Origin of the sequence: Paraburkholderia hiiakae (assembly GCF_904848665.1) — a bacterium.
In the GTDB taxonomy this organism is placed as follows: domain Bacteria; phylum Pseudomonadota; class Gammaproteobacteria; order Burkholderiales; family Burkholderiaceae; genus Paraburkholderia; species Paraburkholderia hiiakae.
The window spans coordinates 105,659-120,577 of sequence record NZ_CAJHCQ010000010.1; the positions used below are offsets into that span (position 1 = coordinate 105,659).

Below are 14,919 nucleotides of genomic sequence, written 5' to 3' on the forward strand. Positions count from 1 at the left end.
TAACGACACCAACAGGTGAGACCATGCGCAGAAGAACATTCGTCTTCAGCAGTGCGGCGGCCGTATCGGCCGGATTGCCCGGCCTCGGCTTCGCCCAGCAGGCGACGCCGGGCATCGACGCGGGCAGCAAGACCATCACGGTAGGGGCGTTCACGCCGATCACGGGTCCGGTGCCGTTCTATGCGATCGTCACGCGCGCGACCGACGCCTGCTTCAAGTGGGCGAACGAGACCAACGCGCTCAAGGGCTGGAAGATCAAGTACGTCATCTACGACGACGGCTACGAGCCCGCGCGCAGCGTCGCCGTCACGCGGCGGCTCGTCGAGGAGGACAAGATCTTCGCGCTCGCGGCGCCCGTGGGCACAGCGCAAACCGAGGCCGTGATCCCTTACGCGAAGGAAGAGGGCTTGCCGATGGTCGGCCCCGTGGGCGGCGCAAGCGCGCTGTTCACCGAGCGCCTGTCGTTTCCGCTGCTGCCCGACTACGGCTGGTCCGCGGCGTCGAACGCCGACTACGCGCTTAAGTCGCTCGGCGTGAGCCGCGTGGCGCTGCTATGGGAAAACGACGAGCTTGGGCGCTCGGCCAAGCGCGGCTTCGAGCGCTATCTCGATGGTGCGAAGAAGCAGGCCGTCGAATCCATTCCATTCGAAGTCCGAAATACCGACTTCACGCCTCACATTCGTCGTCTCGCGAACGCGAAGGCCGACGTCGTCATCCTGTTCGGCTCCAACTCCAATCTGGCCGCCGCGCTGAAATCGGCGGATCGTATCGGTTTCGAGGCGAAGTGGATGGCGCCGTTCTTCACCGCTGATCCCACCACGCGCAAACTGGCGGGATCACTGCTGGACGGTGTGTACTTTTCGTCGTGGCTCATGCCCGTCACCTCGAACGACCCTGACATCAAGGCCTATCGCGATAGCATCGCAAAGTACTACGCCAGCGACCCGGTGGGCGTGTTCGGTCTCAACGGCTGGAGCAACGGGATGCTGTTCGTGAAGTCGTTCAACATGCTGCTGGAGAGCGGCAAGCCGCTCACGCGCGCCAACCTCGTCGACGTCATGGAGACCATGCGCGATCAAAACATCGGTGGCACGCGCGGCGTGAGCTTCAAGCCCGGCGATCATCGCGGCGCGCGTCAGGAGGGCATCATCCAGGCGACCAACGACGGCTTCAAGCTGGTGCGCGATTTCAAGCCGTATCCGGAGCAGGTCTTCGACGCGAGGCTGTCGTGAGCGAAACGGAACTGGAGAACGTGTACGAGTCGTGGATCGGCCGCGAAGAAGCGCACGTTGCGCGCATCGAGGCCGGCACGGCGCGGGCGATGGCGGCCACGCTCGATCTCGACGCCGCGCCCGCCCCAGGCGAACCGCTGCCGCCGGGCTGGCAATGGCTCTTCTTCAATCCCACCGTCCGCCGCAGCGGCCTTGGCGCGGACGGGCATCCGCAGCGTGGCGGCTTCCTGCCGCCCATCGCGTTGCCGCGGCGCATGTGGGCGGGCAGCCGCATCCGCTATCTGCGACCCTTGCCTGTCGATGTCAGCGCGACGCGGCACAGCCGCATCCTGAAAGTCGAGAAGAAGTCGGGCAAGCGCGGGGCGCTGTGGTTCGTCACGGTGAGCCACGTCACCTCGTGCGAGGGCGCGCCGTGCATCGAGGAGGAGCAGGACATCGTCTACCGCGAGCCTGCACCGGCGGCCGCGGCGAGCGCCCCGACGCCCGCGATACACGAGGCGCAGCCGCAATGGACCCGCGCATGCCTTGCAGATTCGACGCTGCTCTTTCGCTATTCGGCGCTCACCTTCAACGGGCATCGCATTCACTACGATCAAACATATGCGCGCAACGAAGAGGGTTATCCCGATCTCGTCGTGCACGGGCCGCTCACTGCAACCCTGCTGCAGCAATTCGCCCTCGAGCACGGCGACGGGCGGCGTCTCGCGCGTTTCGATTTTCGCGGTGTGAGCCCGCTTTTCATCGACCGGCCGTTCTCGCTGGAAGGGCGCGCGGCGCCGGACGACGGTCTCGAACTCTGGGCGCGCGGCGCGCAGGGCGAACTGGCGATGTCGGCCTCGGCGACGTTCGAATAAGACGTAGCACGCCGCCACTGACATCCCCGGCAGTTACCCAACCTCAAGCGAAATACAGGAGACGCAACACATGGCGCAGCATTTAAGCGGTCCTGCGAATCTGGAAGGGCAGGTCGCATTAATCACCGGCGGCGCGGGCGGCATGGGCCGCGCCATTGCAAATACGTTTCGCCGCGCGGGCGCGCGCGTGATCGCCACCGACATTGGCGTGCACGAGAACATCGGCCCGGGCGTGCAGTATCTGCGCTACGACGTGACCTCGCGCGTCGAAACCGATCGCGTAATCGATGGCGTGTTATCGGATCATGGCGCTATCGACATTCTCGTGCTGTGCGCCGGCATCATCGCGCGCACACCGCTTGGCGACAGCACCGACGAAGAGTGGGACTCGATCATGTCCGTGAACGTGCGCGGCGTCGTGAACCCCACGCGCAAGCTTTTTCCGCTGATGTGCCAGCGCGGCTTCGGCAAGATTCTCGCCGCGGGCTCGATCGCCGCGAAGAATGGAGGCGTGGCGTCGGGGCCGGCCTATGTGTCGGCGAAGGCCGCCGTGCACGGCATGATGCGCTGGGTGGCCAAGGCGGGCGCGCCGCACGGCGTCTACGCCAATGTGCTCGCGCCCGGACCGGTCGAGACCGCGATGTGGTCGAACGTGACGGGCAACGGCGCGCCTTCGGCGAACGCGACTGTACCGCTCGGCCGCTATGGCAACGCCGACGATATCGCGCAGGCCGCACTGTTCCTGTGCTCGCCGGCTTCGAACTGGATCACCGGCACGTCGCTCGATATCAGCGGCGGCATGTGGATGGACTGAGCGCGAGGAGCGAGCCATGTCTACAGAGAACCAGGTGGTGATCGGCTTCGTCGGCCTCGGCGTGATGGGCGGCGCAATGTGCCGCAACATGGCGCTCAAGCACGCGGGCGGCGTCGTGGCGTTCGACACGAACGACCACGCCTTCCATGTGCTCGACGGCACGAAGACGCGGCGCGCGGCGTCGCTCGAAGACCTCGCCGGCGAGGCCGACATCGTCTTTCTGTCGCTGCCTGGCGGGCCGGCCGTGGAAGCCGTGACGCTCGGCCCGCAGGGGCTCGCGGGCGGCGTGCGCCGGCCGAAGGTGATCGTCGATCTGAGCACGACCACGGTAGCTTCGGCGCGCGAAGTGGGCGCGGCGCTGGCTGCGCGCGACATCGCGTTTGCGGACGCGCCGGTAGCACGCACGCGTGAAGCGGCCCAGCGCGGCGAGCTGAGCATCATGGTGGGCGCGGACGCCGCACTTTTCGGGCGCATCGAACCGCTGCTGCGCTACATAGGTACAGATGTCACGCACTGCGGCGCGATCGGTTGCGGCCAGGTCGTGAAGCTCATCAACAATGCGCTCGTGTTCGAGCACACCGTGGCGCTGGCCGAGATGATGGTGCTCGGCGAGCGCGCGGGCGTCGATCCGGGCACGCTGCTCGACGCGGTATCGAAGGGCTCGGGCGACAGCTTCGTGCTACGCAATCACGGGCGCAAGTCCATGCTGCCGCGACAGTTCCCGGAAAAGTCGTTTCCGCCCGAGTACGTGCTCAAGGACATCGGCTACGTGCTCGAGTTGGCCGGGCAGACGGGCGTGGCGACACGCATCACCGAGCTTGCGCACCGTTATTACAGCGCCACGGCGCAGCAAGGCTACAGTGGCCGCTATTTCCCGGCGGTGATCGAGCTGATCGCGCGCGATGCCGAACTCGTGCCGCAAGGGGCGCAGCCATGACGGACTTCCTCGGTCTCGTGTGGGCGGGCCTGGTGAGCGGATGCCTCTACGCACTCGGCGCCATCGGACTCGTCCTCATCTACAAGAGCTCGAACGTTGTGAACTTCGCGCACGGCAATCTGGCGGGTCTCGCCGCGTTCCTCGTGTATGGCTTCACGGCGGGGACATTCTCCCAGATGAACTGGGGTGCGGCCGTGCCGCTCGCGCTGATCCTGATGGTGGTCGTGGCGACGATCAGCTGTGCCGCGATCGCGCCGCTCGTGCTCAAGTCCGACCTGACAAGCACGATCGCCACGCTCGGCATCGGCCTGATTGCGCAGGGCGGCACGCAACTGCTGTTTGGCTCGAACGTCGTGTCGCTCGATCTGCCGTTGCCGTCCTGGCGCGCCCATCTCGGACCCGTACGCGTGACGTCCTACGACATCGCCGTGCTGGTGGCGACGTTCGCCATTGTCGGGCTGCTCTACCTGCTGATCGAGCGCACGCGCATCGGCGTGGCGTTTCGCGCGGTGTCGGCCAATCCGTTCGCGAGCCGCGTGTGCGGGCTCAAGCTCGGACGCATCCATCTGTTCTCGTGGGTGCTTGCTGGCCTGCTCGGTCTCGTTGCCGCGCTGCTGATCGTGCCGACCACATTCCTTTCTTCCACGAGCGTCGCTTCGTTCATGCTGCAGGCGTTTGCCGCGGCGGTGGTGGGCGGCTTCAGCAGTCTTCCCGGTGCCGTGATCGGCGGAATATTCGTAGGCATCCTGATGAACATGCTGTCGTTCTATCTCTCCGCCGAATTCAACAACACGTACATGCTCGTGCTGATGCTGCTCGTGCTCAACCTGTTCCCGCGCGGTGTGCTCGCCGCGCGAGGAGGCGCCCGTGCCTGATCTTTCCATCCCCCCGGCTGCCGCTGCAAGCGACACGCAGGATATGCCCACGCGGCGTCATCGGCCGTTGCGCGCATTCGGCACATTCGGTGCGGGCGGTGTTGCCGGGCTCGCGCTGCTCGTCTTGCCGCTCATCGGCGGCGGATACTGGATCTATACGCTCGGACTGTGCTTCGCCAATGCGATCGCCATCATCGCGGTGAGCTTTCTTGTGCGCTACGGCGGCGAGGTGTCGATCGGACACGGCGTGTTCGTGGCGGCGGGCGCCTATGTCGTGGCGCTCGTCGAGAAGAACTTGGGCCTGCCGGTTTTCGTGAGCCTGCCGCTCGCCGCGCTGGCGGGCGGCGTATTCGGCGTGCTGTTTTCATATCCATCGCGCCATCTCAAGGGCATTTCGCTCGCGGTGACGACCATGGCGCTCGCGCTCGCGTTTCCCGAGTTTCTCATGCACTTCTCGAAGATCTCGGGCGGCTACGAAGGTCTGTACGTGAAGCTCGACGCGCTCGCCGGCGTGCCGCGCAACCTGCAGCGCTATTATCTGCCGCTCCTCGTGCTCTTCGCCGTGGTCGCGCTGCTGCGGCAATTCCGGCGCTCGCGCCAGGCCATGGCGTTGCTGCTGATCCGCGATTCCACGCATGCTGCCGAATCGTTCGGAGTGCGGCGCAGTTGGGCGCGCGTCTCGTGCGTGGCACTGAGCGCCGCGATCGCCGCCATCGCGGGGGCGATGCAGGCGTTCGCTGCCTCGACCGTCTCGCCCAACAGCTTCACGCTGTGGACCTCGATCTTCCTGCTAGTGGGCTCGGTGGTGAGCCTCTACTCGCTCTCACTCGTGGGCGCGCTGGCGGGCGGGCTATTTCTGACACTCGTGCCCGTGCTGCTCGCAGGTGCGGGAGACTGGGTGCCGATTCTCTATGGCGCGGCGCTGCTGGCCGTCGTGCTCGGCGCGAACGCATTGCCCGCGGCGTGGCGTGCCCGGCTCGAAGGGAGGCGTCAATGAGCGAGGCGATGGCGGTACCCACCGTGGCACGCGCAACGGCAACTGTGGACGTGGCCGCACTCGTCGTCGAGCAGCTTGCGCTCTCGTTCGGCGGCAATGAGGTGCTGCGCGATGTAAACGTGCGGCTCGAGGCCGGCGAAATCACCGGGCTCATCGGCCCGAACGGTGCGGGCAAGACGAGCTTCTTCAACTGCCTGACCGGACTCTATGCGCCCCAGCGCGGCAGCATCTGCTTCGGGGGAGAAAACGTCACGCGCGTGCCGCCCACGGGGCGCGCTGCGCGTGGCTTCTCGCGCAGCTTCCAGCACGTCGCGCTATGCCCCGAGCTGACGATCGCAGAGAACGTGATGATCGGCCTCGACCGCGAAGCCGCTGCCGGTTGGCTCGATGCGTTCTTGCCGCTTGCACGTGGCCGCGCCGAACGCGCACGCCATCGCGACATGGCGCTCGCCGCGCTCGCGCGCCTTGGCATCGAGCAGGTGGCCGACTCGTTGCCCGCGCAACTGCCCCCGGGCGTGCTGCGTCTTGCGGAAATCGCACGGGCGATTGCGGGCGCACCGCGCGTGCTGCTGCTCGACGAGCCAGCGGCAGGCCTGAACTCCGTCGAAACGCGCGATCTCGCGAACGCGCTGAAGAAGCTGCGCGGGCCCGATCTTGTGCTCGTGGTCGTGGAGCACGACATGGATCTCATCATGGACGTGTGCGACACCATTCACGTGCTGAACGTCGGACGATTGCTTGCATCGGGCAGCCCGGCGCAGATTCGCGCGAACGCGGACGTGGTGCGTGTCTATCTGGGAGAAGAAGATGAGTGAGGCGCAAGCGGAGCGTCTTCTCGAGGTCGAGGATCTCACCGTGCGCTACGGCGCGGGCCCGGTCGTGCACGGCGTGCGCTTCGGCGTGCGTCGCGGCTGCGTGGGTGCGCTGCTTGGCGCGAACGGCGCGGGCAAGTCGAGCACGCTGCGCGCCATCGCGGGTCTCGAAGCCGCGCAAGGGCGCGTGCGCTTCGATGGCCACGATGTGAGCCACATGAACGTCGCGGCGCGCTTTCGCGCGGGCATCGTGTACGTGCCGGAAGGGCGCGCCATCGTCGCGGATATTTCGGTGGCCGAGAACCTCACGCTCGGTGGGTATTTCGTCGATGCCGGCACGCGCGTACGCCGCCGTGACATGGTGCTCGACTTCTTTCCCGAGATCGCCAATCGCCTGAAGGCGCCCGCGGGCCTCTTGAGCGGCGGCGAGCAACAGATGCTCGCGATCGGGCGCGGTTTGATGTCGGGGCCGCGTCTGTTGCTGCTGGACGAGCCGTCGCTTGGGCTCGCCCCGCTGCTTGTCGCGCGCGTCTACGAGCGGCTCGCACGCATTCAGCAGGAGCAGTCGCTGACGGCGCTGCTCGTCGAGCAGAGTTTTCACGCGGCCGCGAAGCTGGCTTCGCATGCGTGGGTGATGCGCCACGGACATATCGTCGGCGAACTCGACGAGCCGCTTTTGCGCAGCCGCGAAGGCCGGCAGCGGGCCGTTGACGCTTATTTGGGCGCGCGTCAGGACGAGCGCGCGGACGCACACATTTAGGACTGGAGAGGGCACGACGATTATGGGAGCTCGCATGAATCTCACCCTGCAGGGCCGCGTGATGGCGACTGGTCTGAAATTTCCGGAAGGGCCGGTGGCGTTGCCCGACGGCAGCGTGCTGGTGGTGGAAATCGCCGCTGGACGCCTCACGCGCGTGATGCCGGACGGTGAACTCAAGGTCGTGGCGGAAGTGGGCGGCGGCCCGAACGGCGCGGCGCTCGGCCCGGATGGCCACTGCTACATCTGCAACAACGGCGGCTTCAGCTGGCGCACCGACGTCGGCTTCACGCGCCCCACCGGCGCCGCAGCCAACTATGGCGGTGGGTCGATCCAACGCGTGAACATCGCGACAGGCGAGGTGATAACGCTCTACACGCATTGCGGCGACGTGCCCTTGCATGGACCGAACGACATCGTGTTCGATGGCGACGGGGGCTTCTGGTTCACCGACTTCGGCAAGACCTTCGAAGACCGCATCATGCGCGGCGCGGTGTACTACGCGCGCGCGGACGGCAGCCAGATCCGCTGCGCCGCGCACCCGGTGCTCACGCCCAATGGCGTTGGCCTCTCGCCCGATGGACGCACGCTCTACGTGAGCGAGACGGAGACGAGCCGCCTCTGGTCGTATCCCGTGACCGGGCAAGGCGAACTGGGCCACGAAGCGTGGCCTTCGCCGAATGGCGGCCGGCTCGTGCATGGGCTCGCGGGTTATCAGCGCTTCGATTCGCTCGCGGTGGAAGAGAGCGGCAACATCTGCGTGGCGACGCTGGTACGCGGCGGCATCAGCGTGTTCTCGCCGGGCGGCGAGTTGCTCGAATTCCACGAGGCGCCCGAGGGCTATTGCACGAACATCTGCTTTGGCGGCCCGGAACGGCGCACCGCGTTCATCACGCTATCCGGCTACGGCCAGTTGTTCGCGGCGCAATGGCCGCGGCCGGGGCTCGTGTTGTCTGCCTGAGCGGGCACGCCACGCGGCGCGATCGGTTGCGCACGCAACCGATCGCACGGTGGCCGCGCTCGTGGTTGCACGAATAACTAACTCGCTCTCAGGTATTGGCGGGCGTAACGAACTCGCAGGTTCGTTTCGTTATCTCAAAAAGAATGCATTCTGCACCATCTTCACAAACCTGATTAACCGACGGAGAAGCCACTTGGACACCACGATCCTCACCCCTGCCCAAAGCGACGTGGGCAACGCACCGGCCGAAGGCCGCATCACCGATCAGGCCATTGCGGAGGCGCGCGCGATGATCGGCCTGCAACTGCGCCCCGAAGGGCCGTATCTTCAGGATGCAAGCCCCGATACGCTGCGCAACTGGTGCAACGGTATTGGGGACCTGAATCCGCTCTATCGCGACTACGGTTACGGTCCTTCCACGCGCTTCGGCTCGATGGTCGGGCACCCGATGTTTCCGATGGCGTTCGGATGGCTCGGCAGGACGCGCTGGGGCCTTGCGGGCGTGCATGGTTTTTACGCGGGCAACGACTGGGAACTGTTCCGTCACGTGCGTCCCGGCGACCGCATCACGGCCATTGAGCGCGTGGTCGGTGTCGAGGAAAAGGAAAGCAAATTTTCGGGCCGGCTCGTGCTGCAGTACGTCGAGGCTTGCTACTACAACCAGCGCAGTGAGCTCGTGGCGCGCGCGCTCGGCACCTGCACGCGTCACGAGCGCAAAGCCGCGCGCGACACCGGCAAGTACAAGGAAATCGTCCAACACGAGTACAGCGACGAAGAGCGCGACCGCATCGACCTGATGGTGCTCGACGAGCCGAAGCAGATTCGCGGCTCAAACGCGCGCTACTGGGAAGACGTGCAGGTAGGCGAGGAACTGCCCACGATCGCGCGCGGCCCGCTCTCGCTCATGGATACGATGGGTTTTCTCGTCGGTTGCGGGCGCGGCCATACGCACGGCGTGGTGCTGCAAACGGCGGTCAAGCATCCGGGCCACTTCTTCCGCAATCCAGAGGCGGGTGGCGGCGTGGAATACACGGGCATTGGCCATCATCGCGAGTCGGTGGCGAAGGAAGTGGGCGTGCCCGGGACCTATGACTATGGTCCGCAGCGTTCGTCGTGGATGTGCTCGCTCGTCACGAACTGGATGGGCGACGCGGGCTTCCTGAAGCGTGTGCGCACCGAAATGCGGCGCTTCAACATCATGGGCGACACCACGTTCTGCAAGGGCAAGGTCGTGCGCAAGTACGTGAAGGACGGCGCGGGACTCGTCGACATCGAACTCGCGGCCGTGAACCAGCGCGGTGAAGTGACCACGCCGGGTCTCGCGACGGTGGCGCTGCCCTCGCGCGACGTGCGGCTGCCCGCCTTCATCGACGGCGCCGGCGTCGACCTCGAACTGCCGGTCGTGCGCTAGGCGCGTGTCGGCGCCTCGCCGCCGCCTGACCACACAACTGGGAGGGAGCACATGCAAACCAACGACGAACCCGCCGCCGCGCTTCCGCTTGCGGGCTGCCGCGTCGTGGAGCGTTCGCGCACCGTGGCGGGAGCCTGGGCGGGCCGGCTCCTCGCCGCGATGGGCGCACGCGTGGTGATGCTGGAACCGCCCGCCGGGCATCGCCTGCGCAGCGCGGCACCGTTCATCGACGCGGGCGGCGAGAGCGCGCTCTTCACGTATCTGGCGGCGGGCAAGCACAGTCTGATTTGCGATCCCGCGACCCCGTCGGGTCGCGCGGTGCTCGAGCGTGAACTCGAGCACGCGGACATCCTGATCGACGATACGCCGCTTGCCGAGCGCCAGGCGCAAGGGCTCGAACCGCAGACGCTCGGCGAGTGCTTTCCGCAGCTCGTGCACGTTTCAGTGCTGCCCTTCGGCGCGCACGGCCCGAAGGCGCATTGGGACGGCGAGGAGGTGAACCTCCTGCACGCTGGCGGCGAAGGCTATCTGCTGCCCAACGGCCTGTCCGGCGAGCTCTTTCCGCAGCGCGCGCCGCTCAAGATCTACGGCCATTTCGCGGGCTATCAAGGCGGCTGCGCGGCTGCGCTCGCAGCGCTCACCGCATGGTGGGCCGTCCCGCTGGCGGGCGGCCAGTATGTGGATGTCTCGGTGCAGGACGCGACGCTCGCGGTCGGAGCGTTCGCGCTCCAGCGTCTTGGCGACGGCTCGCTCGAACACCGTTCGACGCGAAGTTTCCGCTACGGCGGGGTGTTCGAGGCGCAGGACGGCTTCGTGGAGGTGCTCACGCTTGAGGACCGTCAGTGGAACGCACTGGTGCAACTGCTCGGATCGCCCGCGTGGGCGCTCGAAGAGGCATTCAGGGACCCGCTGGTGCGCAGCCGTCGCGGCGACGAGATCAACCGCCACATCCGCGAGTGGATGGCGCACGAGCGCGTGGAGGATATCGTGAGCCGTGCCCAGGCGCTCGGCGTGCCCGCCGCGAAGTACCGCACGCCCGCGGAAGTGTTGGCGGGCGAACACGAAGGCGCGCGCGGCCTGTTTGCGCGCACCGCGCTGCCGGGCGGCGAGACTGTCGACGTGCTGGTCGCGCCGTTCCAGTTTCGCTGCACGCCGCTCGCGGCCAACGCGCGCGTGCCGGCGCTCGGCGAACACGACATGGAGGAGTGCTCATGAAGCCAGCCGGGGCGCCGCTCGCCGGCGTACGCATCGCCGATTTCACGATTCATGCGGCGGGGCCGTTCTGCACGCACCTGCTCGCGCAGCTCGGCGCCGAGTGCATCAAGGTCGAGAGCCGCAACCGGCCCGACGCGTTTCGCAAACCGCACGCCGTGTATGGCCGCATGTCGGCGGCCACGTTCGACCAGGTGTCGTCAAACAAGCGCTCGGTGCGGCTCAATCTCAAGCATCCCGAAGCAGTTTCCCTGGCGAAGCGCCTCGTCGCCGTGTCGGACGTGGCGGCGGAAAGCTTCCGGCCAGGCGTGCTGCAACGGCTTGGCCTTGGTTTCGACGAGTTGCGCAAAAGCCGCCCCGACATCGTCATGCTTTCGCTCTCGTCGTGTGGGCAGAGCGGGCCCGATTCGTCGTTCGCAGGCTACGCGCCGCTCTTCGGTGCGTGGGGCGGCCTTGGCTGGATGAGCGGCTACAGCGACGGGCCGCCCGTGGAAATGCGCCACGTCATGGATCACTCGGCCGGACTGCATGCGGCGCTCGCGACGGTTGCGGCGTTGCATCAGCGGCGCGTGACGGGACAGGCGCAGCATGTCGATCTCGCGGCGCGCGAGGTGGCCTCGGCGATGATCGGCGATGCGCTCGTGCTCGCGAGCGCGGGCCGAACGCCGCAGCGCCCCGGCAACGGCGATGCCAGCATGGCGCCCCACGGTGTCTACGCCACGGCCACCGCGGACCGCTGGCTCACGCTCGCCGTGCGCGACGACGCTGCGTGGCGCGCCCTCGCACGCGTCGCGGGCTGGCCCGAGGACGATCCCGACTTTGCGACACAGGCGGCGCGGCACGCGCGGCGCGCAACGCTCGATGCACGCGTGGCCGCGTGGCTCGCGGGCTGCGATGCCGAGCCAATCGCGCAGGCGCTGCAGGAGGCGGGCGTGTGCGCGCACGTCTCCTGGAACATGGAGGACATCGCGCGCGATCCGCATCTGCGCGCGCGCGCCGCCGTGGTCGACGTGAGCGCGCCGGATCTTCCGCCGCGCGCGGCCGTGGGCGCGCCAGCACGGTTCTCGAAGACGTCCGGCGTGGGCATCCGTTCGCTCACGCCCGCGCTGGGGCAGGACGAGGACTACGTGTTCGGCGAACTGCTCGGCTTGAGCCGCGCGCAGCGCGCCGATCTGGAAGCGCGCGACGTCATTTGCTGAAAGCGGCGCCTCGCGCGCCATTGAGAGAGTGATCGAGGAGAAATTCGTGAAAGACGCCATCTATCTCGTGCTGGACATGGAAAACGATCTCGTCCACGCGGACGGCCCGAACGGCAAGGCCGGCTATGCCGAGCAAGTCAACGGCCGGCGCATCATCGAGAACACGCGGCGCGCCGTCGACAAGGCGCGCGCCGCGGGCGTTGCGGTGGGTTTCGTGCGCGTGGGCTTTTCGCCCGACTACCGCGAGTGCCCGCCCGATTCGCCGATCTTCTCGGGAGCCCGCAAGAACGGCATCTTCAAGCTGGGGACGTGGGGTACCGAAGTGCATCCCGACCTTGGCCAGCAAAGCGGCGACTTCGACATCGTCAAGCATCGCGTGAGCCCGTTCTACGCGACGAGCCTCGAAGCGATCCTGCGAGCGCGCGGCATCAGGCGGATCTACTGCTCGGGCATCTCGACGAACGCCGTCGTGCAGGCGAGCGTGCGCGAAGGCCATGACCGCGACTACCCCATGACGGTGCTCGAAGACTGCTGCTGCGCAATTACGGCTGACGAACACGAGAACGCGATTGCGGGGCTGCGGCGCTTTTGCACGCTCAGCACGTCGCGCGACGTGACGTTCGAGTGAGGATCGGCCCATGCGGATTGCACGCAGTTTGCTGTTCGTGCCGGGAGACTGTCCGGCGCGCTTCGAAAAGGCCGTCGCGAGCGGCGCGCACGAAGTGATCGTGGACCTGGAGGACGCCGTCGCGCCCGAGGCCAAACGTGCGGCGCGCGAAGCGGCGGCGGCCTGGCTGGGGGTAGGACGCGACACGCTCGTGCGCATCAACGCGATGGGCACCGAATGGTATGAGGACGACCTTCGCCTGCTCGCCCGTGCGCCGGGCGCGGCCGTGATGCTTCCCAAAGCCGACGAGGCCTCGCTACGCACAACCTCCGACGCGTTGCCCGGAAGACGCATCGTCGCGCTCATCGAGACCGTGCGGGGCTATCTGACGCTGCGCGCGCTCGCGGCGGTGCCGGGCGTGGCGCGTCTCGCCTTCGGCAGCGTGGACTTCAGCGCCGAGACCGGCATTGCCGACGAGGGCGGCGCGCTGCTCGCCGTGCGCACGCAGATCGTGCTGGAGTCTTGCCATGCGGGGCTCCTGGCGCCGGTGGACGGGGTGAGCACCGGCTTCGCCGACGCGCAGGCGCCGGGTGCCGATGCCGCCCGCTCGCGCGCGCTCGGCTTCGGTGGCAAGCTCTGCATTCATCCGGCGCAAGTCGCGGAGGTGAACGCGGCGTTCCGGCCGTCCGCTGGGGAGTGCGACTGGGCGCGCCAGGTGGTCGAGGCGTTCGCGGCGAGCGGCGGCGCCGCGACGGCGGTGGCGGGGAAGATGATCGACAAACCGGTGGTCGAGCAGGCGCGGCGCATTCTCGCGGAATCGGCCGCGGGCGACATCGCTTAAAATCTGCCCGGAGGCGGCCCCGCGGCGCGGCCAGACCTTGCGCGCCATGCGCGCCATCAGATCGAGACCCAACCGGCCCAGACCACAGCAAATGGAATACAGAACCAAGGAAGAGCAGGTTGCCGATTTCCTGCGCGAGCAGATCATCTCCGGTGCGATCGCGCGCGGCTCGCGGCTCAAGCAGGCCGAGATCGCCGAGCAGTTGCACCTGAGCATCACGCCCGTACGCGAGGCACTCAAGCTGCTGGAGGCCGAGGGGTATATCAGCGGAGACTCATATCGCGGAGCGCGCGTGGTGCCGTTCGACGCGGCTGCATCGTCGGAAATCCTGAACCTCCGGCTTCTGCTCGAAACGCAGCTCGTGAAGGGCACGGTCGAAAAGATCAAGGCGCAGGACATCGTCGAGCTGCGCCAGCTCGCCGAGGAATTCGCCGTGGCGTTCGCCAAGGGGGATCGCGCGGTCGCGCGAGGCATCAACTATCGCTTTCACCGGCGCATGTACGACATAGCGGACATGCCGCAGACCCTCCATTTCACGCAGATTCTCTGGGCGCGCTATCCGTTCGACATCATCAACGCCGCGCATGATCGCGGCAACGACGCTGTAGCCGAGCACGAGGAAATTCTCCAGGCCTTTGCGGCTGGCGACGTGACAGCCGCCATGCTCGCGATGCGCAAGCATATCGAATCAGGCTGGTCGGTACTCAAGGCAGCGAAGTAGAGAACCGGCACCTCGAGAAACCGACGTAGCGCAGAGTTCGCTCGCAAGCAGGTGAAAGGGGGCTAGGTTGCCAACGCCTTGATGCCGATAAACATCATCAGATACGGGACGGCTGGCTCGAGTCTCAACCGGGTATTGCGAAGCGGGATCCGTATCGTGCCCGACAGCCAGGCAAGGCCGCAGAGCATCAAGGTGAGTGTCAGGACAATGCCGACGATTGGCACGACGACTGCCCGTCCGCCTTGCACGCACAGCGGCACGTAGAGCGCAATATTGTCGAGGCTCGCCGCGAAGAGAATTGCCACGAGGCATGAAACGCGGCTCATGGTTCCACCCCCGCGCATACGCGGATCCGCGCCGGTGGTCTTGCCGTCGCTCGTAGGGCTACGCGACTTGCGATTGTCGAGCAACCTCTTTGCGCCGAGCGCAAGCGGCAGGAGACCCATCAGTCTCGATATCGAGAGTGGCAATGCAAGACAAACCGCCGCAAATAACATCGCCATGCAGAGCGCCAGTGTCGCGCAAAGCATTTTCGCGGCGGTTATCTCGCGAGTGCTGGCCTGCTGGCCCGCATACAGGCAGGCCAATAGTGCAAAGTCGTCGATGCTCGACGCCAGGAAGGCCAGCACGATGGGTGTCACCATGCCGAACATGGCGTAGGGGGCGTTCAAACCTGTCACGGTCGGGCA

At 66.8% G+C, this 14,919-nt stretch carries 16 protein-coding genes; 15 read left to right on the forward strand and 1 reads right to left on the reverse strand.

The genetic code is table 11. From position 1 onward, the window contains the following. Nucleotides 1-23 precede the first annotated feature (23 nt). The 15 genes from JMY28_RS19910 to JMY28_RS19980 all read left to right on the forward strand — a co-directional run bounded on the left by JMY28_RS19910 (nucleotide 24) and on the right by JMY28_RS19980 (nucleotide 14,230). Entirely contained in the window at nucleotides 24-1,232 is a 1,209-nt protein-coding gene (locus tag JMY28_RS19910) for an ABC transporter substrate-binding protein (protein WP_201697628.1), read from the forward strand. Next, nucleotides 1,229-2,086: an FAS1-like dehydratase domain-containing protein gene (locus tag JMY28_RS19915; RefSeq protein WP_236596943.1), complete on the forward strand. Its 858-nt coding sequence runs from the start codon at nucleotides 1,229-1,231 to the stop codon at nucleotides 2,084-2,086. The genes JMY28_RS19910 and JMY28_RS19915 overlap by 4 nt, the downstream gene beginning before the upstream one ends. A gap of 70 nt (nucleotides 2,087-2,156) precedes the next feature. Beyond that, nucleotides 2,157-2,900, forward strand: a complete 744-nt coding sequence (locus tag JMY28_RS19920) for an SDR family NAD(P)-dependent oxidoreductase (protein ID WP_201697629.1) — start codon at nucleotides 2,157-2,159, stop codon at nucleotides 2,898-2,900. 16 nt (nucleotides 2,901-2,916) lie between these two features. Next, nucleotides 2,917-3,837 (forward strand): NAD(P)-dependent oxidoreductase, encoded by a 921-nt coding sequence (locus tag JMY28_RS19925; RefSeq protein ID WP_236596944.1) that lies wholly within the window; start codon nucleotides 2,917-2,919, stop codon nucleotides 3,835-3,837. Further along, on the forward strand, nucleotides 3,834-4,712 hold the full coding sequence (locus JMY28_RS19930; protein ID WP_201697630.1) for a branched-chain amino acid ABC transporter permease: 879 nt from the start codon (nucleotides 3,834-3,836) through the stop codon (nucleotides 4,710-4,712). Before JMY28_RS19925 ends, JMY28_RS19930 begins: the two co-directional genes overlap by 4 nt. After that, a complete protein-coding gene (locus JMY28_RS19935) occupies nucleotides 4,705-5,709 on the forward strand; it encodes a branched-chain amino acid ABC transporter permease (protein ID WP_236596945.1) in 1,005 nt (334 codons plus the stop codon). The genes JMY28_RS19930 and JMY28_RS19935 overlap by 8 nt, the downstream gene beginning before the upstream one ends. Next, nucleotides 5,706-6,524 carry an ABC transporter ATP-binding protein gene (locus tag JMY28_RS19940; protein ID WP_236596946.1) on the forward strand — a complete coding sequence of 273 codons (819 nt, stop codon included), beginning with the start codon at nucleotides 5,706-5,708 and terminating at the stop codon, nucleotides 6,522-6,524. The genes JMY28_RS19935 and JMY28_RS19940 overlap by 4 nt, the downstream gene beginning before the upstream one ends. Then, nucleotides 6,517-7,281: an ABC transporter ATP-binding protein gene (locus tag JMY28_RS19945; RefSeq protein WP_201697631.1), complete on the forward strand. Its 765-nt coding sequence runs from the start codon at nucleotides 6,517-6,519 to the stop codon at nucleotides 7,279-7,281. The genes JMY28_RS19940 and JMY28_RS19945 overlap by 8 nt, the downstream gene beginning before the upstream one ends. Nucleotides 7,282-7,315: 34 nt before the next feature. Beyond that, nucleotides 7,316-8,239 carry an SMP-30/gluconolactonase/LRE family protein gene (locus tag JMY28_RS19950; RefSeq protein WP_201697632.1) on the forward strand — a complete coding sequence of 308 codons (924 nt, stop codon included), beginning with the start codon at nucleotides 7,316-7,318 and terminating at the stop codon, nucleotides 8,237-8,239. A gap of 193 nt (nucleotides 8,240-8,432) precedes the next feature. Next, nucleotides 8,433-9,650 carry an FAS1-like dehydratase domain-containing protein gene (locus JMY28_RS19955; protein WP_236596947.1) on the forward strand — a complete coding sequence of 406 codons (1,218 nt, stop codon included), beginning with the start codon at nucleotides 8,433-8,435 and terminating at the stop codon, nucleotides 9,648-9,650. A 51-nt stretch (nucleotides 9,651-9,701) separates the two neighbouring features. Next, a complete protein-coding gene (locus JMY28_RS19960) occupies nucleotides 9,702-10,865 on the forward strand; it encodes a CoA transferase (protein WP_201697633.1) in 1,164 nt (387 codons plus the stop codon). Further along, entirely contained in the window at nucleotides 10,862-12,061 is a 1,200-nt protein-coding gene (locus JMY28_RS19965; RefSeq protein ID WP_201697634.1) for a CaiB/BaiF CoA transferase family protein, read from the forward strand. The genes JMY28_RS19960 and JMY28_RS19965 overlap by 4 nt, the downstream gene beginning before the upstream one ends. Nucleotides 12,062-12,107: 46 nt before the next feature. Beyond that, entirely contained in the window at nucleotides 12,108-12,689 is a 582-nt protein-coding gene (locus JMY28_RS19970) for a cysteine hydrolase family protein (RefSeq protein ID WP_201697635.1), read from the forward strand. A gap of 10 nt (nucleotides 12,690-12,699) precedes the next feature. Further along, nucleotides 12,700-13,509 (forward strand): HpcH/HpaI aldolase/citrate lyase family protein, encoded by an 810-nt coding sequence (locus JMY28_RS19975; protein WP_201697636.1) that lies wholly within the window; start codon nucleotides 12,700-12,702, stop codon nucleotides 13,507-13,509. 91 nt (nucleotides 13,510-13,600) lie between these two features. After that, nucleotides 13,601-14,230 carry a GntR family transcriptional regulator gene (locus tag JMY28_RS19980; protein WP_201697637.1) on the forward strand — a complete coding sequence of 210 codons (630 nt, stop codon included), beginning with the start codon at nucleotides 13,601-13,603 and terminating at the stop codon, nucleotides 14,228-14,230. A 62-nt stretch (nucleotides 14,231-14,292) separates the two neighbouring features. On the opposite strand, the gene JMY28_RS19985 is transcribed toward JMY28_RS19980, so the two are convergent. Next, nucleotides 14,293-14,910, reverse strand: a complete 618-nt coding sequence (locus JMY28_RS19985) for a cadmium resistance transporter (RefSeq protein WP_201697638.1) — start codon at nucleotides 14,908-14,910, stop codon at nucleotides 14,293-14,295. Nucleotides 14,911-14,919 lie beyond the last annotated feature (9 nt).

Bases quoted from the DNA above. Each gene is read 5' to 3' on its own strand.
- JMY28_RS19910 (WP_201697628.1), top strand. From the start codon at position 24: ATGCGCAGAAGAACATTCGTCTTCAGCAGTGCGGCGGCCGTATCGGCC.
- JMY28_RS19920 (WP_201697629.1), top strand. From the start codon at position 2,157: ATGGCGCAGCATTTAAGCGGTCCTGCGAATCTGGAAGGGCAGGTCGCA.
- JMY28_RS19925 (WP_236596944.1), top strand. From the start codon at position 2,917: ATGTCTACAGAGAACCAGGTGGTGATCGGCTTCGTCGGCCTCGGCGTG.
- JMY28_RS19930 (WP_201697630.1), top strand. From the start codon at position 3,834: ATGACGGACTTCCTCGGTCTCGTGTGGGCGGGCCTGGTGAGCGGATGC.
- JMY28_RS19940 (WP_236596946.1), top strand. From the start codon at position 5,706: ATGAGCGAGGCGATGGCGGTACCCACCGTGGCACGCGCAACGGCAACT.
- JMY28_RS19945 (WP_201697631.1), top strand. From the start codon at position 6,517: ATGAGTGAGGCGCAAGCGGAGCGTCTTCTCGAGGTCGAGGATCTCACC.
- JMY28_RS19950 (WP_201697632.1), top strand. From the start codon at position 7,316: ATGAATCTCACCCTGCAGGGCCGCGTGATGGCGACTGGTCTGAAATTT.
- JMY28_RS19960 (WP_201697633.1), top strand. From the start codon at position 9,702: ATGCAAACCAACGACGAACCCGCCGCCGCGCTTCCGCTTGCGGGCTGC.
- JMY28_RS19965 (WP_201697634.1), top strand. From the start codon at position 10,862: ATGAAGCCAGCCGGGGCGCCGCTCGCCGGCGTACGCATCGCCGATTTC.
- JMY28_RS19975 (WP_201697636.1), top strand. From the start codon at position 12,700: ATGCGGATTGCACGCAGTTTGCTGTTCGTGCCGGGAGACTGTCCGGCG.
- JMY28_RS19980 (WP_201697637.1), top strand. From the start codon at position 13,601: ATGGAATACAGAACCAAGGAAGAGCAGGTTGCCGATTTCCTGCGCGAG.